The organism is Streptomyces mayonensis, assembly GCF_018982965.1.
Classification (GTDB): Bacteria; Actinomycetota; Actinomycetes; order Streptomycetales; family Streptomycetaceae; genus Streptomyces; species Streptomyces mayonensis.
In genome coordinates this window covers 20,094-39,688 of sequence record NZ_JACBYP010000050.1, presented here as the reverse complement: position 1 = coordinate 39,688, position 19,595 = coordinate 20,094, and the positions used below count along the sequence as shown (strand labels likewise).

Genomic DNA, 19,595 nt, shown 5'->3' with positions numbered 1-19,595 from the left:
CCCCACGTCGTCAAGGCGCCGTCGAGGCAGTGGGGGAGTGCGTTCCCGGCCCAGCGAGCCCGGCAGGATCCGGACGACGCCTCCCCTAGGGCACGTGCCGGCGGGCGCGCAGGGCCAGGCTCAGGGCCAGGACGGTCTGCGGGTCGTCGAGGTCGGTGCCCAGCAGTTCGCCGATCCGCGCCAGCCGGTTGTAGAGCGTCTGCCGGTTGAGGTGGAGTTCCCGCGCGGTCTCCGCCTTGCGCCCGGCGTGCGCCAGGTAGGTCTGGAGGGTGGGCAGCAGGGGCGGCTTCGAGCGGTCGTCGTGGTCCCGGACCGGACCGATCGCCCGGTCCACGAAGGCCGCGAGGTCCGGATGGTCGCGCAGCCGCCACAGCAGCAGGTCGATGTCCAGGCGCCGGGCCTCGTACCAGGGCCGGTCGGGCAGCCCCTGTGCGGCGGTCGCCGTCTCCGCCGCGTGCCGCAGGCCCGCCGAGGCCGCCGCCCAGCCGCCGGGCACACCGACGACCACGACCGGCGGCTGGGCGCCCGGCCGCCGCATCCCGGCCCGCTCCACGCCCGCCCGCAGCGCCGCCGCCACCCGGTCGGCGACCGCCGGCCGCTCCGCCTCCGCGCGCAGCCCGAGCAGCAGCGGCACCCGGCCCTCCACCGGCCGTACACCCAGCAGGACGGGCACTCCCACCGACGCCAGCTCCTCGGCGACCGCGCGGGCCAGCACCGCCCAGCCGCCGCCCGAGGGGGACAGGGCGTCGCCGAGGCGCATCACCACCGGCAGCAGCGGGCCGGTGCCCGGTCTGAAGCCCAGGACCCGGGCCTGCGCCGGGGCGTCGTCCGCGGTGACCCGGCCCTCGGCGAGGTCGGTGAGGAAGTCGCCGCGTCCGCGCGCGGCCAGCTCCTCCTCCTGCCGTGCCTGCATCAGCACCACGGCGAGGGTGCCGGCCGCCCGCTCCGCCGCCATCCGGTGCACCGGCGCCAGCGGCGACCGCACCGGCAGCAGGACCAGCCGCGCGCGCACCGACCCGGTGCCGGGGCCACCGCCGGGGACGTCGACCAGCACCGAGCCCGCCGGAGGCGGCGCGTCCTTGTGCGGGCCGCGCAGCCCCTCCCAGACCTGGAGCGGGTCGGCGCCCTCGGGGCCGGATCCGGCGGCGTACAGCAGGCGGCCGTCGGTGGTCTCCAGGAAGACCGGGTTGTCGCCGAACCCGGCCAGGATGCCGAGTACCTGCGGCACCCCGCCGCCGTCCAGCAGGGCCCGCGTGCACCGCCGGTCCACCTCCTCGGCCCGCTGGAGCAGCGCGTAGTGGCCGTTGACGATCTCGGTGTGGATCTCCTCGGTGACCGTCACGAACGGCACCTCGCGGTGCAGCTGGACCAGCGGCAGCCCGGCGCCGCGGGCGGTGTCGACGAGGGCCGCGGGCAGCCGGGCGAAACGCGGGCCCAGCTCCACGACGAGGGCCGCGATGCCGCGCTCGGCCAGGGTGCGGACGAACGCCCGCTGCTCGGCGGGCCGGGCACCGAGACCGTACCCGGTGGTCAGCAGCAGTTCGCCGCCCTTGAGGAGCGAGGCGATGTTGGGCACCTCGCCGGCGTGCACCCAGCGCACGGTGCGGTGCAGGCGGTCGGCGCCCGCGAGGATCTCCGGCAGGCCGCTGCGCAGCCCGGGCAGCTCCAGTGCCCGCTGCACGGTGATTCCGGCGCCCCGGGTGTCGAATCCGCTGTTCCTGCCGCTGTCCATGAGCCGGACGCTACCCGGCGCGGCCGCGCCCGGGACATCCCACGGGCTGCGGGAACGGGCCCTGACGGCACCGTCGGCCCCCCACACGACCCGCCCCGATGCCCCCCACGGCCCCGACGACCCCCACGGCCGACCCGGCGGGCTGAACGGGCCGTCGGCCCGGACCGGCGCGGCACGACCGGACCGTCCACCCTCGGCGACACGCCGAGCGGACGGCGTGCCGCCGCCGGGGCAGACGGTCCGGTCCCCGCGGCGACGGCCTTCGCCCGGCCGGTCCGGTGGCGGTTCAGCCCCCGTACGCCCCGCTCGCCGTGAGCCTGAGGGCCGTGTCGATCAGGGGCACGTGGCTGAAGGCCTGGGGGAAGTTGCCGACCTGGCGCTTCAGGCGCGGGTCCCACTCCTCGGCCAGCAGGCCCAGGTCGTTGCGCAGGGAGAGCAGCTTCTCGAAGAGCTTGCGCGCCTCGTCGACCCGGCCGATCATCGCCAGGTCGTCCGCCATCCAGAACGAGCAGGCCAGGAAGGCCCCCTCGTCGCCCGGGAGGCCGTCGACGCCCTCGTCGTCGCCGTCCGTCGGGTAGCGCAGGATGAAGCCGTCCGACGTGGACAGCTCGCGCTGGATGGCCTCGATGGTGCCGATGACCCGCTTGTCGTCCGGCGGCAGGAAGCCCATCTGCGGGATCAGCAGCAGCGAGGCGTCCAGCTCGCGGGAGCCGTAGGATTGCGTGAAGGTGTTGCGTTCCTTGTCGTAGCCCTTCTCGCACACGTCCCGGTGGATGTCGTCCCGCAGCTGCTTCCAGCGCTCCAGCGGGCCGTCGGCGTCGCCGGACTCGATCAGCTTGATGGTGCGGTCGACGGCGACCCAGGCCATCACCTTGGAGTGCACGAAGTGGCGGCGCGGGCCGCGCACCTCCCAGATGCCCTCGTCCGGCTCGTTCCAGTGGTCCTCCAGGTAGCGGATCAGCTTCAGCTGGAGCACCGAGGCGTAGTCGTTGCGGGCCAGGCCCGTCATGTGGGCCAGATGCAGGGCTTCGGTGACCTCGCCGTAGACGTCCAGCTGGAGCTGGTGCGCCGCGCCGTTGCCGACCCGGACCGGGGTGGAGTTCTCGTAGCCCGGCAGCCAGTCGAGCTCCGCCTCGCCCAGCTCGCGCTCGCCCGCGATGCCGTACATGATCTGCAGGTTCTCGGGGTCACCGGCGACCGCGCGCAGCAGCCACTCGCGCCAGGCGCGGGCCTCCTCGCGGTAGCCGGTGCGCAGCAGCGAGGACAGAGTGATCGCCGCGTCGCGCAGCCAGGTGTAGCGGTAGTCCCAGTTGCGCACCCCGCCGATCTCCTCCGGCAGGGAGGTGGTGGGCGCGGCGACGATGCCGCCGGTGGGCGCGTACGTCAGGGCCTTCAGCGTGATCAGGGAGCGGACCACGGCCTCGCGGTAGGGGCCGTGGTACGTGCAGTGCTCCACCCAGTCGCGCCAGAAGTCCTCGGTGGCCGTCAGGGACTGCTCCGGCTCCGGCAGGGCCGGCGGCTCCTTGTGCGAGGGCTCCCACGAGATGGTGAACGCGATCCGGTCGCCCGGCGCGACCGTGAAGTCCGCGTACGTGGTCAGCGCCTTGCCGTAGGTCTCGGCCTCCGTGTCGAACCAGACGGAGTCGGGCCCGGCGACGGCCACCGTGCGGCCCTCGTGCTTGTGCACCCACGGGACCACCCGGCCGTAGCTGAACCGCATGCGCAGCTCCGAGCGCATCGGCACCCGGCCGGAGACACCCTCCACGATCCGGATCAGCTGCGGTGCGCCGTCACGCGGCGGCATGAAATCGGTCACCCGGACGGTGCCGCGCGCGGTGTCCCACTCGGACTCCAGGATCAGCGAGTCCCCGCGGTAGGTCCGCCGGGCCGCGGCGGGCGGCTCGGCGTCGGAGGCGTGGGCGGGACCGAGCCGCCAGAAGCCGTGCTCCTCGGTGCCGAGCAGGCCGGCGAAGATGGCATGCGAGTCGAAGCGGGGCAGGCACAGCCAGTCGACTGTGCCGTCCCGGCAGACCAGCGCGGCGGTCTGCATGTCTCCGATGAGTGCGTAGTCTTCGATGCGCCCGGCCACGTGCAACTCCAGTCGAACGGCCACGTCACCCCGCATGTCGGGGCGGTCGCTAGTGCGGTCAAGGGTGGGGTCAGGAAAGTGTGTGTGCAGAAGATGTGTGTCGAGGAAATACGGATCGTGCGTCACATGTGTGCCATGTGCCGTCGAGTCCATGAAGCAAAGCAGCCGATCGGCCGTGGAGCCAAACGCTGCGCCGTGAACGACAATTGCTGCTGCGCCGCAAGCCGCTGTGTCGCAAGCTGTGGTCGCAAACGGCAATTGTTGCTCAACGAACGGAAGAGCTCTTGTTGTTCCGGTGCTGACGGGCGAGGGGTGGTGCCGCGTCGCCGGGCGGGCTCGGCAGCGAACGTCCGAGCAGGATACGACGCACGTAGATGATCTGTGTGCCGCTCACGGCAACCCGGGTCCGCCGAACGGGTGACCACCGGGTGAGGAAACTGTGATGCTCCCACCTGCGTGTCCGGACGTACGCGGAGGGTGGCCGGGAGTCGCCGCCCCGAGGCGCTGATACGCTGGTAGCCCGTGGACCGGTGGGAGAGAAACCCCGGAACCGCAGCGACGGCGCCGCCGACGACACCCGGGACGACCGGGGCGGAGGACGAACGCACCGCACCCCAGACCGCGACCACGGGAGCCCCCTCTTGGCCATGCCGCCCACCGCTTTCCGCAATGGCACAGCTTCGACGACCAAGCACATCTTCGTCACCGGGGGTGTCGCCTCCTCGCTGGGCAAGGGGCTGACCGCCTCCAGCCTCGGCATGCTCCTCAAGGCCCGGGGTCTTCGCGTGGTGATGCAGAAGCTGGACCCGTACCTGAACGTCGATCCGGGCACGATGAACCCCTTCCAGCACGGTGAGGTCTTCGTCACGAACGACGGGGCCGAGACCGACCTGGACATCGGGCACTACGAGCGTTTCCTCGACCGCGACCTGGACGGCACCGCCAACGTGACCACGGGGCAGGTCTACTCGGCCGTCATCGCCAAGGAGCGGCGCGGCGAGTACCTGGGCGACACGGTGCAGGTCATCCCGCACATCACCAACGAGATCAAGCACCGCATCCGCCGCATGGCGACGGACGAGGTCGACGTGGTGATCACCGAGGTCGGCGGCACCGTCGGCGACATCGAGTCGCTGCCGTTCCTGGAGACCGTCCGCCAGGTCCGCCACGAGGTCGGCCGGGACAACGTGTTCGTGGTCCACATCTCGCTCCTGCCCTACATCGGCCCCTCGGGCGAGCTGAAGACCAAGCCGACCCAGCACTCGGTCGCCGCGCTGCGCAACATCGGCATCCAGCCGGACGCGATCGTGCTCCGCTGCGACCGCGAGGTCCCGACCGCGATCAAGCGCAAGATCTCCCTGATGTGCGACGTCGACGAGGCCGCCGTGGTCGCCTGCCCCGACGCCCGCTCGATCTACGACATCCCGAAGGTCGTCCACACCGAGGGCCTGGACGCCTACGTCGTCCGCAAGCTGGACCTGCCCTTCCGCGACGTGGACTGGACGACCTGGGACGACCTGCTCGACCGCGTCCACAAGCCCGACCACGAGATCGTCATGGCCCTGGTCGGCAAGTACATCGACCTGCCGGACGCCTACCTCTCGGTCACCGAGGCGCTGCGCGCGGGCGGCTTCGCCAACAAGGCCCGAGTGAAGATCAAGTGGGTCACGTCCGACGACTGCAAGACCCCGGCCGGCGCCCAGGCGCAGCTCGGCGACGTCGACGCGATCTGCATCCCCGGCGGCTTCGGCGACCGCGGCGTGCTCGGCAAGGTCGGCGCCATCGAGTACGCCCGGGAGAACCGCATCCCGCTGCTCGGCCTCTGCCTGGGCCTGCAGTGCATCGTGGTCGAGGCCGCGCGCAACCTCGCCGGCATCTCGGACGCCAACTCCACCGAGTTCGACCCGGCCACCGCCCACCCGGTCATCTCCACCATGGCCGAGCAGCTGGACATCGTGGCCGGCGAGGGCGACATGGGCGGCACCATGCGGCTCGGCATGTACCCGGCGAAGCTGGCCGAGGGCTCCATCGTGCGCGAGGTCTACGACGGCAAGGAGTACGTCGAGGAGCGGCACCGCCACCGCTACGAGGTGAACAACACCTACCGCGCGGAGCTGGAGAAGAAGGCCGGCCTCGTCTTCTCGGGCACCTCCCCGGACGGCAAGCTCGTCGAGTACGTCGAGTACCCGCGGGACGTCCACCCCTACCTGGTCGCCACGCAGGCGCACCCGGAGCTGCGCTCGCGCCCGACCCGCCCGCACCCGCTCTTCGCCGGGCTGGTCAAGGCCGCGGTCGAACGCAAGACGTCGAAGTAGCACGGGCACACCAGTTGTACGGTTGCCGGGGCACGCGCACTCAACGGCGCGGGCCCCGGCTTTCGTACGTTCGAAAGGGCAGGTCAGGCATGACGGGCAGCACGATCAAGGACACCGCAGAGGAGTGGGAGGTCCGGGGCACGCGGACCCCGTTCCAGGGCAGGAAGACCTCGGTCCGCACGGACGACGTGGTCATGCCCGACGGCTCCGTGGTGACCCGCGACTACCAGGTCCACCCCGGCTCCGTGGCCGTCCTCGCCCTGGACGACGAGGGCCGGGTCCTGGTCATCCGGCAGTACCGGCACCCCGTGCGCGAGAAGCTGTGGGAGATCCCGGCCGGCCTGCTCGACGTCCCCGGCGAGAACCCGCTGCACGCCGCCCAGCGCGAGCTGTACGAGGAGGCGCACGTCAAGGCGGAGGACTGGCGGGTGCTGACCGACGTCTACACCACCCCCGGCGGCTGCGACGAGGCCGTACGGATCTTCCTCGCCCGGAACCTCTCCGAGGCCGAGGAGGAGCGCTTTGAGGTGGAGGACGAAGAGGCCGACATGGAGTTGGAGCGGGTGCCCGTCGCGGACCTGGTCCGGGGAGTGCTCGCGGGGGAGCTGCACAACAACTGCCTGGTCGTGGGGGTGCTCTCGCTGGTCGCGGCGGAGCGGGGCGACGGCGTGGAGTCCCTGCGCCCGGCCGGGGCACCGTGGCCGGCCCGCCCGTTCCAGGAGTGAGCCGCTCCACCCGGCGAGCTCCGCTCCGGGGGCGGTCACAGCCCGGCCGGTGATCCCGCCGCCGGGCGGCCGGCACTGCCGGACCACGGGGTCCCGCCGGACCACGGGGTCCCGCCCGGGGCGCCGGGTCCCGTCGGGGCGCCGGGTCCCGGCGGGGCGGCTGGTCCCGGCGGGGCGGCTGGTCGTGGTGGGCCGGCCGGTCCTGCCGGGTCGGTGGACCCTGGCGGGCGCCGGGTTCCACCGGGGCGGCCAGGGCCTGCCGGGTCGGTGGACCCTGTCGGGCGGCCGGTCCTGCCGGGTCGGTGGACTCTGGCGGGCGCCGGGTTCCACCGGGGCGGCTGGGGCCTGGTGGGTCGGTGGATCCTGTCGGCGGGGGCCCTGGCGAGTCGGTCGCTGGGGCACGCCGGTCCCGCCGGGCCGCGGATCCCGACGGGTCGCTGACGGACGGATCCGGCATCCCGTCCGTCTTCTCCGTCACGCCCGCCCCATCCGGTGTGACCATCGGTTGATCCGATCAGGGGATCCGCCCGCCGCGCTCCGCCGGGAACGTCGCAGAGCGTGAACTAGGCTCGGGAAACGCCCGAACCGGGGTCCCGGCGGGCGTCGGCGTGCGGTGGGATCGGGAGTGTGGCCCGTGACGGATCAGGCGGTGGACACGGACGGCGTGCGGCTGTCGGAAGAGCCTGCCGAGGAGTGGCGGTTCCTGGGCCGTACCCGGGAGTTGAAGGAGCTGCGCGCCGACATCGAGCGCGCCGGCCTGGACACTCTCTCCGGCCGCAAGGCACCCCGCGCGCGCGTGCTGCTCGTCGCGGGCCGGCCCGGCTCCGGCCGCACCGCGCTCGCCGAGGAACTGGCCGCCCGGGTCGCCGGCGACTACCCCGACGGTGTGCTGCGGGCCAGGCTGAGCGAGCCGGACGGCACGCGCGTGCCCGTGGACCGCATCGCCCGCGAGCTGCTCACCGCACTGGACCGGCCCGCGCCGCCCGGCGCCGACGAGGACGACCTCACCGAGGCCCTGCGCGCCGCCCTGGCCGACCGCAGGGTCCTGCTGCTGCTCGACGCCGCCGCCGCCGAGCAGGTCGACGCCCTGCTGCCGGACACCCCGGACTGCCTGGCCGTCACCGTCGCCGAGGGCCCGCTGACCGGCATCGCGGACGTCCGCCCCTGCACCCTCGGGGGCCTGGACACCAAGTCGGCCGTGGAACTGCTGTCCCGGTACACCGGCTCGGTCCGCATCACCGTCGACCCCCGGGCCGCCGAACAGCTCGTCGAGGTCTGCCAGGCCCAGCCCGCCGCGCTGACCCTGGCCGGCGGCTGGCTCGCGGCCCGTCCGCAGGCGGCCGTCGCCGACCTCGCCCGGCACATGCACGCGGAGGGAGACGAGGGCACCCCGCTCGGCCGCGTCTTCAGCCTCGTGTACGCCTCCCTGCCGAGCCCCGCCGCGCGGATGCTGCGCCTGCTCTCCCTGGCCCCCGCGGGCCTCGTCGACCCGCACACCGCTTCCGCGCTCGCCGGCTGCTCGCTGAGCGGTGCCCGCACCACCCTGGACGACTTCGTCGGCCTCGGCCTGCTGCGCGCGGCCGGCTCCCCGCAGCCCGCGCACCCCGCTCACCCGGAGTACCCCGAGTACGAGGTACCCGGCTGCCTGCACGCCCGGCTGAGCCGGCTCGCGCGCAAGCAGGACCGGCCCGCCGAGTTGCAGCTGGCCCGCGCGCGCATGCTGGAGCGGACGGTCCGGCTGCTCCAGTCCTGCCGTGCGGTCACCGAGACCGACAGCCCGCAGGCTCGCGAGAAGCTCCTCGCCACACCGCGCGACCTGCGCTTTCCCCACCCCGGGGCCGCCGCCGACTGGCTGCGCGCCCGGCGCCCCGCCCTGCTCGCCGCGGCCAGGCTCGCGGTCGCCGACGGAGAGCTGGACACCCTCGCCCGCAGGCTGATGTCCCAGCTGGTGCGGGCCATGGTGGCCCACTTCGGCACCCACGCGGCCGCCCCCGACCTGTACGGCATCCACCGCCTCGTGCTCGACGTGGCCGAACGCCGCGAGCTGCCCCGTGAGAGGGCCGCGGCCCTGCTGAACCTCGCCGACCTCGACGCCCGCACCGGCCGCACGGCCGAGGCCCTGGTGCGCTACCGGGCCGCGCTGGACGCGGGACGCGAGGCGAACGACCCGTACGCCACGGGCCGCGCGATGGAATCGGTGGGCGGCGCCCATCTCGAGCTGGGGGACTACGACCGGGCCGCCGACTGGTTCGGCCGGGCCCTCGCCCAGCGGCTGGCCCGGGACGAGCGGGCCGACGCCGCCCGGGTGTACGGCCGCATCGCCACCGCCCACACCTACGCCGGCCGCTACGGCGAGGCGGTGCGCGCCTGGCGCGCGGCGGTGGCCGGGCACCGCAAGGGCGGGGACGTCGCCGCACACGCGCGGGCGCTGTCCGAGCTGGCCCGGGTCCAGGAGTACGCCGGGCGGCCCGAGGAGTCGCTGCGGACCTGCCAGGAGGCCGTCGAATGGGCCCGCCGGGCCGAGGACGACCGGCTCCAGGCGGCCCTCCACCTGCGGCTCGCCGACACCCTCGACCGGCTCGGCGACCCCGTCGCGGCCGGCCTGCAGCGCAGCACGGCCGAGCGCATGCTGAGGGAGGACCCCTCGGACCCCGAGGGCGCCTGCGAAATCCGTAGCGCATCGACTGAAGATTGATGCTTTGAAAGGCTAGACAGAGAGTACACCTTCATTAAACTGGCTCTGCCGCACATTGTCCTGCGGTCTCTCCCGGTGTGCCCGCGCTTGAGCGGGTATGCCTTGCAATAGCCCCATCCTCTGAGCCAAGGACCGTGATCCACGTGAAGGTCGGCATCCCCCGCGAGGTCAAGAACAACGAGTTCCGGGTGGCCATCACACCCGCCGGCGTGCACGAACTGGTGCGCCACGGTCACCAGGTCGTCGTCGAGCGCGACGCGGGCGCCGGATCGTCGATCCCCGACGCCGAGTACGTCGCGGCCGGCGCGCGGATACTCGACACCGCCGACGAGGTCTGGGCCGCCGCCGACCTGCTCCTGAAGGTCAAGGAACCGATCGCGCAGGAGTACCACCGCCTGCGCAAGGACCAGACCCTCTTCACCTACCTCCACCTGGCCGCGTCCAAGGAGTGCACGGACGCGCTCGTCGAGTCCGGCACCACCGCGATCGCCTACGAGACGGTCGAACTGCCCGGCCGCGCGCTGCCGCTGCTGGCCCCGATGTCCGAGGTCGCCGGCCGGCTGGCCCCCCAGGTCGGCGCCTACCACCTGATGGCGGCCAACGGCGGCCGCGGCGTGCTGCCCGGCGGGGTCCCCGGCGTCCTGGCCGGCCGGGCCGTCGTCATCGGCGGCGGGGTCTCCGGCTGGAACGCCACCCAGATCGCCGTCGGCCTGGGCTTCCACGTGACCCTGCTCGACAAGGACATCAACAAGCTCAAGGAGGCCGACAAGGTCTTCGGCACCAGGGTCCAGACCGTCGTCTCCAACGCCTTCGAGCTGGAGAAGGCCTGCCTGGAGGCCGACCTCGTGATCGGTGCCGTGCTGGTCCCGGGCGCCAAGGCCCCCAAGCTGGTCGGCAACGAACTGGTGTCCCGGATGAAGCCCGGGAGTGTCCTTGTCGACATCGCCATCGACCAGGGCGGCTGCTTCGAGGACTCCCACCCCACCACGCACGCCGAGCCGACCTTCCCGGTCCACGACTCGGTCTTCTACTGCGTCGCCAACATGCCGGGCGCGGTGCCCAACACCTCCACCTACGCGCTGACCAACGCCACGCTGCCGTACATCGTCGAACTGGCCGACCACGGCTGGGCCGACGCGCTGCGCCGCGACCCCGCGCTGGCCCGGGGACTCAACACCCATGACGGCAAGGTCGTTTACAAGGAGGTCGCCGAGGCGCACGGCCTGGAGCACGTCGAACTCGCCTCGCTGCTGGCCTGAGCCGCGCGGTCGGCCAGTCGGTTAAGTCACCGCCCGGAAAAGGCGATACGTCAACAGTCGCCGTCAACCGCACACACCCGGCCGGACCTTGCCCGACAAGGTCCGGCCGGGTGTGTGTATGGTCACTTTGCGATGCTCGGTCAACTCGCCTCGAACGTAACGTCTTCAACCGATTCGTGCACCGGTGAAACCTGCTGTGCGACGGCCGTACGCCCTTGACAGGGGGATGTTCCATTGCCGACACATCGGGCCGGGTCCGGCGGATTGTGTTGCTGCGGACGGCCGACACGCCATAGAGTCGCCGAACGTCGGCATGGTGCCACGCTGACCTGTCTAGAAGTTCCCTGGTCACCAAGGAGGTAAGACGACTTGTGAATGAGTCGACATTTACTCCCGGGGGTGGTCAACCAGGAATGCCTGCACGGGCCCACAGCCCCGGGCGTCTCGAGGCTGTCGGCTCCGTCGCTGTACGCACCCACGCAGCCGCCCACCCGAGTCCGCAGGCAACTCAGTCAGTACACATGAGTATGGATGGCCAACACGTGAACGCCATGGCCGGCGACGGAAGTGGCGCGCCCCGCAACCACTTCGCCGACTACGACGAACTGCCCGAGGGGCACTTCTACGACCCGGACGCGGAGTACGAACCGGATCCCGAGTACGCCGCCACGCTCGCGCCCGACGCGGCCCGTCAGCGCCGCGAGCGCATCGGCCCGACCGGACGCCCGCTGCCGTACTTCCCGATCCCCGGCCCGCTGACCGAGCACGGCCCCGCGAAGATCATCGCGATGTGCAACCAGAAGGGCGGCGTGGGCAAGACCACGTCGACCATCAACCTGGGTGCCGCGCTCGCCGAGTACGGGCGCCGGGTGCTGCTCGTCGACTTCGACCCGCAGGGCGCGCTGTCGGTCGGTCTCGGCGTCAACCCGATGGAGCTCGACCTCACCGTCTACAACCTGCTCATGGAGCGGGGCATGGCGGCCGACGAGGTGCTGCTGAAGACCGCGGTCCCCAACATGGACCTGCTGCCCAGCAACATCGACCTGTCGGCGGCCGAGGTGCAGCTGGTGAGCGAGGTCGCGCGCGAGTCCACGCTGCAGCGGGCGCTGAAGCCGCTGATGGACGACTACGACTACATCGTGATCGACTGCCAGCCCTCGCTCGGCCTGCTCACGGTGAACGCGCTCACCGCCGCGCACAAGGTGATCGTGCCGCTGGAGTGCGAGTTCTTCGCGCTGCGCGGCGTGGCCCTGCTGACCGAGACGATCGAGAAGGTCCAGGAGCGGCTCAACCCCGACCTGGAGCTCGACGGCATCCTCGCCACGATGTACGACTCGCGCACCGTGCACAGCCGAGAGGTGCTCGCGCGGGTCGTCGAGGCGTTCGACGACCACGTCTACCACACGGTCATCGGGCGCACGGTCCGCTTCCCGGAGACCACGGTCGCCGGTGAGCCGATCACCACGTACGCCTCCAACTCCGTCGGTGCCGCCGCCTACCGCCAGCTCGCCAGGGAGGTGCTCGCCCGGTGTCACGCCGAGTGAGTCTGCCGGGGGCCGACGAACTCTTCCGTACGACAGGGGGCATGGCGCTGCAGGCGTCCACCCCGCGGCGCACGGCCAACGGGGAGGCCCGGGTGCCGGGCCCGGCGGGGGAGAGCGACCAGGCCGCCGCCGAGGACGCGCCGCAGTCGGTGCCCGCCCGGGGCGGTGACGGCGAGGGCGCGGAACACGCCGCGGCGGACGCGGAGCCGGGGACGGCGGGGGAGCCGCGCAGCCGGGGCGCCGAGCGCTCCCCGCGGGTCCCCGGGCCCGGCACGGCCGCGCAGGACGGCTCCGCCGCCGACCGGCCCCGCAAGCGCGGCAGGGCCGCCGCACGCCGCCCCAGCGGACGCGAGCGCCACGACGAGAAGATCACCGTGTACGTCTCCGCCGAGGAGCTGATGGACCTGGAGCACGCCCGTCTGGTGCTGCGGGGCGAGCACGGCCTGGCCGTCGACCGCGGCCGCATCGTCCGCGAAGCGGTCGCCGTGGTCCTCGCCGACCTGGAGAGCCGCGGAGACGCCAGCATCCTCGTACGACGGCTGCGCGGGCGGTAGCGGTAGCCTGCGGGGGCCATGACCTCGAACGACGCCCCGAGCCCCGGACCCGGCCCCCGCACCGGCCGCCGACGCGCGCTGGGCAGGGGCCCGGGCGAACCGGCCGAGCGGACGGCTCCGCCGGACGCGGAGACTTCAGAAGCCCCAGAAGTACCAGCGGCGCCAGAAGTACCAGCAGTCCCAGAAGCGCCAGAGGTCCCAGAGGCGCCAATCGCCTCAGCGTCCTCAGCGTCGCCATCGGCTGCGGAGATTGCGTCGGTGCCGGGCGAGACGCAGCCCGGCACCAGAGCTTCCGCCCCTCCGGCCCCTCCGGCCCCTCCGGCCCCTCCGGCCCCTCCGGTTCCGCCTCTTGGGCCTCCTGCTCCTCCCGCCTCCCCTGGTCCTCCCGTGTCTCCCGCCCCTTCTGCTCCTTCCGTGTCCGACTCCGACGGGCCGCGACAGGGAGGCGCGGGGACTGCCGAGCACGCGGCGGAGGGGGCCCCGGACGCCGCGGGCGACGGTGTCTTCAAGGTGCGGCTCGCGAACTTCGAGGGGCCGTTCGACCTGCTCCTCCAGCTGATCTCCAAGCACAAGATGGACGTCACCGAGGTCGCGCTGTCCAGGGTGACCGACGAGTTCATGGCACACATCAGGGCGATGGGGCCGGACTGGGACCTCGACCAGACCACCGAGTTCCTGGTCGTCGCGGCGACCCTGCTCGACCTGAAGGCCGCCCGGCTGCTGCCCGCCGCCGAGGTCGAGGACGAGGCCGACCTCGCGCTCCTCGAGGCACGCGACCTGCTCTTCGCCCGGCTGCTCCAGTACCGCGCCTTCAAGCAGATCGCGGAGATCTTCAACGACCGGCTGGAGGCCGAGGCCCGCCGCTACCCCCGCACCGTCGGCCTGGAGTCCCACCACGCCGAGCTGCTGCCCGAGGTCGTCATCAGCATCGGCCCCGAGGGCTTCGCGAAGCTGGCCGTGAAGGCGATGCAGCCCAAGCCCAGGCCGCAGGTGTACGTCGAGCACATCCACGCGCCCCTGGTCAGCGTGCAGGAGCAGGCCGGGATCGTCGTCGCCCGCCTGAAGGAGCTGGGCGAGGCCAGCTTCCGCCTGCTGGTCGAGGACACCGAGGACACGCTGACCGTCGTGGCGCGCTTCCTCGCCCTGCTGGAGCTGTACCGGGAGAAGGCCGTCGAGCTGGACCAGGAGAGCGCGCTCGGCGACCTGCTGGTGCGCTGGAGCGGCGGGAACGGGGACACCGAGCCGACGGTGACCGACGAGTTCGACCGGCCGCCCGAGGCGCCGAAGGAGGAGCAGAAGGCGTGAGTGAGCAGACCACGGAGGCCACCCCGGAGGCCGCGGACGCCGCCGGCGGCGTCGCGGGCCTCGACCTCAAGCCCGCCCTGGAAGCCGTCCTCATGGTCGTCGACGAGCCGGCGACCGAGGAGCAGCTGGCGAAGATACTGCAGCGGCCCCGCCGGCGGATCGCGGACGCCCTGCGTGAGCTGGCCGACGAGTACACCGTCCAGGGCCGCGGCTTCGAGCTGCGCCTGATCGCGGGCGGCTGGCGCTTCTACTCCCGCCCCGAGTACGCCGCGGCCGTCGAGGGCTTCGTCCTGGACGGCCAGCACGCCCGCCTGACCCAGGCCGCCCTGGAGACCCTCGCCGTCGTCGCCTACCGCCAGCCGGTCAGCCGCAGCCGTGTCTCCGCGGTGCGCGGCGTGAACTGCGACGGTGTGATGCGCACCCTCCTGCAGCGGGGCCTGGTGGAGGAGGCGGGCGCGGAACCCGAAACAGGTGCGATCCTGTACGTGACGACGAACTACTTCCTGGAGCGGATGGGCCTGCGCGGTCTGGACGAGCTCCCGGAGCTCGCGCCCTTCCTGCCGGAGGCGGCGGCGATCGAGGCCGACACGCTGGAAGCGGTGCCGTCGTTCGATCCGGACGCCCCGGACCCCGGGGAAGCAGACGACAAGACGGAACTTTGATGCGAAGCAGCAGCGGCAACAACAGCAGCGGAAACAACGGCGGGAGCCGTGGTGGCTACAGCGGCGGCCGCGGCGGGAGCGGCGGCGGCCGCGGCGGAGGCGCCGGTGGCCGCGGCGGGAGCGCCGGCGGTCGGGGCAACCACCGCGGCGCCGGCAACAACCGCGACGACCGGCAGGGCGGCCGTCCGAAGAAGCCGCGCCCCGAGGAGCGCCGTTACGACGTCGGTCCCGGCGCCTCCGCCGACGGACCCAAGTCCGGGCGCGGCGGCGCGGCCCGCGGTGGCGCCAAGGGCGGCCCGAAGCGGCCCCAGCAGCGCGGCCGCAGCGCCCCGGCCACGTCCCGCGAGTACGAGACCCGGGCCGAGGAGCGCAACCGCGAGCGGTACGCCGGCAAGAAGGACGTGAAGCTGCCCAGGACCTTCCCGGGCGCCGAGCAGGAGGGCGAGCGGCTGCAGAAGGTCCTCGCGCGCGCGGGCTACGGCTCCCGGCGCGCCTGCGAGGAGCTGATCGAGCAGGCCAGGGTCGAGATCAACGGCGAGATCGTCCTCGAGCAGGGCCGCCGCGTCGACCCGGAGAAGGACGAGGTCAAGGTCGACGGCCTGACCGTCGCCACGCAGTCGTACCAGTTCTTCTCCCTCAACAAGCCCGCCGGTGTCGTCTCCACCATGGAGGACCCGGAGGGCCGCCAGTGCCTCGGCGACTACGTCACCAACCGGGAGACCCGCCTCTTCCACGTGGGCCGGCTCGACACCGAGACCGAGGGCGTCATCCTGCTCACCAACCACGGCGAGCTGGCCCACCGCCTGACCCACCCGCGGTACGGCGTGAAGAAGACCTACCTCGCGCACATCGTCGGCCCGATCCCGCGCGACCTCGGCAAGCGCCTGAAGGACGGCATCCAGCTGGAGGACGGGTACGCGCGCGCGGACCACTTCCGGGTCGTCGAGCAGACCGGCAAGAACTACCTGGTCGAGGTCACCCTGCACGAGGGCCGCAAGCACATCGTGCGCCGCATGCTGGCGGAGGCGGGCTTCCCCGTCGACAAGCTGGTGCGCACCGCCTTCGGCCCGATCACGCTCGGCGACCAGAAGTCGGGCTGGCTGCGCCGGCTGTCCAACACGGAGGTCGGGATGCTGATGCAGGAGGTCGACCTCTAAGGGCTCCCACGGTTGTTTCGCGCACCCACCCTCTTTATAGTCGTAGAGACTATTAAAGGGGGTGGGTGTTCGTGCGCGGCTACGACAAGCACGCTTTCGAACCCTTCGCCGTCACCGTCGACCTCGCCGTCCTCACCCTGCGCGCGGGCGCACTGCACGTGCTGCTCGTCGAGCGGGGCCAGGAGCCGTACGCCGGCCGCTGGGCACTGCCCGGCGGCTTCCTGCTCCCCGAGGAGTCGGCGGAGACGGCCGCCCGCCGGGAACTGGCCGAGGAGACCGGCCTCGCGGACGTGACCGGACTGCACCTGGAGCAGCTGCGCACCTACAGCGAGCCCGGCCGCGACCCCCGCATGCGGGTCGTGTCCGTGGCCTTCGCCGCGCTGCTCCCGGACCCTCCCCAAAACTCCGTCCGGGGGGACACCCACCCCGCTGCGCTCGAACCGCACGGCGGCGGTGACGCGGCCGACGCCCGCTGGGTGCCGTACGACGCGGCCCAGGGCCTCGCCTTCGACCACGACCGGATCCTGGCCGACGCCCGGGACCGCGTCGGCGCCAAGCTGGAGTACACCTGCCTGGCCACCGCCTTCTGCCCGGCCGAGTTCACCCTCGGCGAGCTGCAGCAGGTCTACGAGACGGTGTGGGGCACAGCCCTGGACCGGCCCAACTTCCGCCGCAAGGTCCTCGCCACCACCGGCTTCGTCGAGCCCGTCCAGGGCGCCGCCCGCCTGACCGGAGGCCGCGGCAAGCCCGCCGCCCTGTACCGCGCGGGCCCCGCCACCACCCTGCACCCGCCCCTGCTCCGCACCCCTCGGGAAGGACGCCCCGCATGACCACCACCGCTCCCAAGCGCGCCGCCACCGGAGCGCTCACCGGTCTGGCCCTCGGCGACGCGCTGGGGTTTCCCACGGAGTTCAACGATGTCCCGTCGATCCTCGCCAAGTGCGGGCCGTGGCGGGGGATGGCACTGCCCGACCCCGCCTTCGTCACCGACGACACGCAGATGACGCTGGCGCTCGGCAAGGGGCTGCGCACGGCCATGGACCGGGGAGTCCTGGCGCCCGAGGGGATGACCGAACCCGTACGGCAGGAGTTCATCGCCTGGAACCGCTCACCCGAGAACAACCGTGCCCCGGGAAACACCTGCCTGAGGGCCTGCGACCTCCTGGAGCGGCCGGACCGCCCCTGGCAGGACGCCAGCCAGATCCACTCCAAGGGCTGCGGCGCCAACATGCGCGTCGCGCCCCTCGGGCTCGTGCCGGGGCTCAGCGACGAACAGCGGGCGGGCGCAGCCCAGTTGCAGTCCGCGCTCACCCACGGGCACCCCACCGCCCTCGCCGCCTCCGACCTCACCGCCCACGCCGTACGGCTGCTCGCCGAGGGTGCCGAACCCACCGGCCTCGTCGGACTGCTGCGCTCGTACGCCTACGACAACCGCACCCGCTACCACGAGCGCTGGCTCGGCGACCTGTGGACCCGCGCCCAGGACCCGGCGCCCGGGCACTTCGCCGCGCGCGGCTGGGACGAGTGCCTGGCGATACTCGACCGGCTCCAGGAGGCCGTGCGCACCGCCTCGCCCGAGACCGACCCCTGCCTGGCCGTGGGCGAGGGCTGGATCGCCGAGGAGGCCATGGCGGCCGGGCTGCTCTGCTTCCTGCTCTTCGTCGACGAGCCGCTGACCGCCCTGCGCCGCGGCGCCTGCACCAGCGGCGACTCCGACTCCATCGCGTGCCTCGCGGGCGCCTTCGCCGGAGCCCACCTGGGCGCCGACGCCTGGCCGGCCGACTGGGCGGACCGCATCGAGTACCGGGGCGACCTGCTGGCGCTCGGAGCGCTCTGGGACGCCTGAGCAGCCGCGGGGCGGTGCGGCGGTCCCGGGACGCCCGGTGTCTCAGGAGGCGGGCGCCCCGGACCGCCGCGCGCCGGGCTGACTACGCTGGACGCACCAAGAAGCGACAGGCACGTCAGCAAGGAGCATCGCCGTGGCGGTACGAGCGGTCCGGGGCGCCGTCCAACTGGACCGGGACGAAGCCGGGCACATGGACCAGCAGGTCGCGGCCTTGCTGACCGCCCTCCTGGAACGCAACGGGCTGACGCCCGAGGACCTGATCAGCCTGTGGTTCACGGCCACTCCCGACCTGCACAGCGACTTCCCGGCCGCCGCCGCCCGCGGGCTCGGCATCACCGACGTACCGCTGATCTGCGCCCAGGAGCTGGACGTCGAGGGCGCCATGCCGCGCGTCGTGCGGGTCCTCGCCCACATCGAGTCCGACCGGCCCCGTGCCGAGATCGCCCACGTCTACCTCGGTGCCGCCGCGGCCCTGCGCAAGGACATCGCCCAGTGAGAACCGCACTCGTCATCGGCACCGGCCTCATCGGCACCTCCGCCGCCCTCGCCCTCACCGCCCGTGGGGTCGCCGTCCACCTGGCCGACCACGACCCCGAACAGGCCCGCACCGCCGCCGCCCTCGGCGCCGGCACCGACCGGGCCCCCGAGACACCGGTCGACCTCGCGGTCGTCGCCGCCCCGCCGGCCCTGGTCGCCGACGTGCTCGCCGACGCCATGGGCCGCGGGCTCGCCCGCGGGTACCTCGACGTGGCCAGCGTCAAGGGCGGCCCCCGGCGTGCACTGGAGGCGCGCGGGCTCGACCTGTCGGCGTACATCGGCACCCACCCCATGTCGGGCCGCGAGAAGTCCGGCCCGCTGGCCGCCACAGCCGACCTCTTCGAGGGCCGCCCGTGGGTGCTGACCCCGACCCGGGACACCGACACCGAGGTGCTGAACCTCGCCCTGGAGCTGGTCTCGCACTGCCGCGCGGTGCCCGTGGTGATGGACGCGGACGCCCACGACCGCGCCGTGGCCCTCGTCTCCCACATGCCCCACCTGGTCTCCAGCATGGTCGCCGCGCGCCTGGAGCACGCCGAGGAGAGTGCCGTACGGCTGTCCGGGCAGGGCATCCGCGACGTGACCCGGATCGCCGCCTCCGACCCGCGGATGTGGATCGACATCCTCTCCGCCAACCCCGGGCCCGTCGCCGACCTGCTCACCGACCTCGCCGCCGACCTGGAGGAGACGGTACGGGCCCTGCGCGCCCTGCAGTCCGCCGACGAGGACAAGCGCCGCGAGGGCGGCACCGGCATCGCCGAGGTGCTGCGGCGCGGCAACGCCGGACAGGTCCGGGTCCCCGGCAAGCACGGCTCCGCCCCGCGGACCTACGAGACCGTGGCCGTGCTCATCGACGACCAGCCCGGCCAGCTGGCCCGCATCTTCGCGGACGCCGAACGGGCGGGGGCCAACATCGAGGACGTACGCATCGAGCACGCGACCGGGCAGCAGGCGGGTCTGGTGCAGCTGATGGTGGAACCGCGGACCGCCGCCGCGCTCACGGCGGCCCTCAAGGAGCGGGGCTGGGCGATCCGGCAGTGATCCCGGGCCTCCGGACGCCTGTCGGAGGGGTCTGTGGGGCCCGGTAACCTAGGGACTGTCCGGTGATTCCCGCCTGCCCGGCGACGCCCGGCCCGCACGCTCGCGGCGTTGCCGAAACGCCCGCGTGGCTCTGC

Annotated in this window: 15 protein-coding genes; 13 read left to right on the top strand and 2 right to left on the bottom strand. The window is 73.1% G+C overall.

From position 1 onward, the window contains the following. Positions 1-85 precede the first annotated feature (85 nt). Both HZS56_RS19975 and HZS56_RS19970 read right to left on the bottom strand, forming a co-directional pair. Positions 86-1,732: a PucR family transcriptional regulator gene (locus tag HZS56_RS19975; protein WP_216722090.1), complete on the bottom strand. Its 1,647-nt coding sequence runs from the start codon at positions 1,730-1,732 to the stop codon at positions 86-88. 286 nt (positions 1,733-2,018) lie between these two features. Then, positions 2,019-3,821 carry a glycoside hydrolase family 15 protein gene (locus tag HZS56_RS19970; RefSeq protein WP_216722103.1) on the bottom strand — a complete coding sequence of 601 codons (1,803 nt, stop codon included), beginning with the start codon at positions 3,819-3,821 and terminating at the stop codon, positions 2,019-2,021. Between the two features lie 647 nt (positions 3,822-4,468). Between HZS56_RS19970 and pyrG the strand changes: the two genes are divergently transcribed. From pyrG to HZS56_RS19905, 13 genes are all read left to right on the top strand, one after another. After that, complete coding sequence (pyrG, locus tag HZS56_RS19965; RefSeq protein ID WP_216722089.1) at positions 4,469-6,136, top strand: CTP synthase; 1,668 nt, start codon at positions 4,469-4,471, stop codon at positions 6,134-6,136. Between the two features lie 89 nt (positions 6,137-6,225). Beyond that, on the top strand, positions 6,226-6,861 hold the full coding sequence (locus HZS56_RS19960) for an NUDIX domain-containing protein (protein WP_216722088.1): 636 nt from the start codon (positions 6,226-6,228) through the stop codon (positions 6,859-6,861). 634 nt (positions 6,862-7,495) lie between these two features. Further along, positions 7,496-9,556 (top strand): tetratricopeptide repeat protein, encoded by a 2,061-nt coding sequence (locus tag HZS56_RS19955; RefSeq protein WP_216722087.1) that lies wholly within the window; start codon positions 7,496-7,498, stop codon positions 9,554-9,556. A 134-nt stretch (positions 9,557-9,690) separates the two neighbouring features. Further along, entirely contained in the window at positions 9,691-10,815 is a 1,125-nt protein-coding gene (ald, locus tag HZS56_RS19950; RefSeq protein WP_216722086.1) for an alanine dehydrogenase, read from the top strand. Positions 10,816-11,228: 413 nt separating this feature from the next. Beyond that, complete coding sequence (locus tag HZS56_RS19945) at positions 11,229-12,359, top strand: ParA family protein (protein WP_216722085.1); 1,131 nt, start codon at positions 11,229-11,231, stop codon at positions 12,357-12,359. 41 nt (positions 12,360-12,400) lie between these two features. After that, entirely contained in the window at positions 12,401-12,913 is a 513-nt protein-coding gene (locus tag HZS56_RS19940) for a hypothetical protein (RefSeq protein WP_253914536.1), read from the top strand. Positions 12,914-12,931: 18 nt separating this feature from the next. After that, complete coding sequence (locus HZS56_RS19935) at positions 12,932-14,218, top strand: segregation and condensation protein A (protein ID WP_216722083.1); 1,287 nt, start codon at positions 12,932-12,934, stop codon at positions 14,216-14,218. Continuing rightward, entirely contained in the window at positions 14,215-14,880 is a 666-nt protein-coding gene (gene scpB / locus HZS56_RS19930) for an SMC-Scp complex subunit ScpB (RefSeq protein WP_216722082.1), read from the top strand. The genes HZS56_RS19935 and scpB overlap by 4 nt, the downstream gene beginning before the upstream one ends. Then, entirely contained in the window at positions 14,880-16,037 is a 1,158-nt protein-coding gene (locus HZS56_RS19925; RefSeq protein WP_216722081.1) for a pseudouridine synthase, read from the top strand. The genes scpB and HZS56_RS19925 overlap by 1 nt, the downstream gene beginning before the upstream one ends. A gap of 71 nt (positions 16,038-16,108) precedes the next feature. Next, entirely contained in the window at positions 16,109-16,867 is a 759-nt protein-coding gene (locus HZS56_RS38745; protein WP_216722080.1) for an NUDIX hydrolase, read from the top strand. Continuing rightward, positions 16,864-17,883 carry an ADP-ribosylglycohydrolase family protein gene (locus HZS56_RS19915; protein WP_216722079.1) on the top strand — a complete coding sequence of 340 codons (1,020 nt, stop codon included), beginning with the start codon at positions 16,864-16,866 and terminating at the stop codon, positions 17,881-17,883. Before HZS56_RS38745 ends, HZS56_RS19915 begins: the two co-directional genes overlap by 4 nt. A gap of 133 nt (positions 17,884-18,016) precedes the next feature. Then, a complete protein-coding gene (gene aroH, locus HZS56_RS19910) occupies positions 18,017-18,379 on the top strand; it encodes a chorismate mutase (protein WP_216722078.1) in 363 nt (120 codons plus the stop codon). Beyond that, a complete protein-coding gene (locus tag HZS56_RS19905) occupies positions 18,376-19,461 on the top strand; it encodes a prephenate dehydrogenase (RefSeq protein WP_216722077.1) in 1,086 nt (361 codons plus the stop codon). The genes aroH and HZS56_RS19905 overlap by 4 nt, the downstream gene beginning before the upstream one ends. Positions 19,462-19,595: the final 134 nt, after the last annotated feature.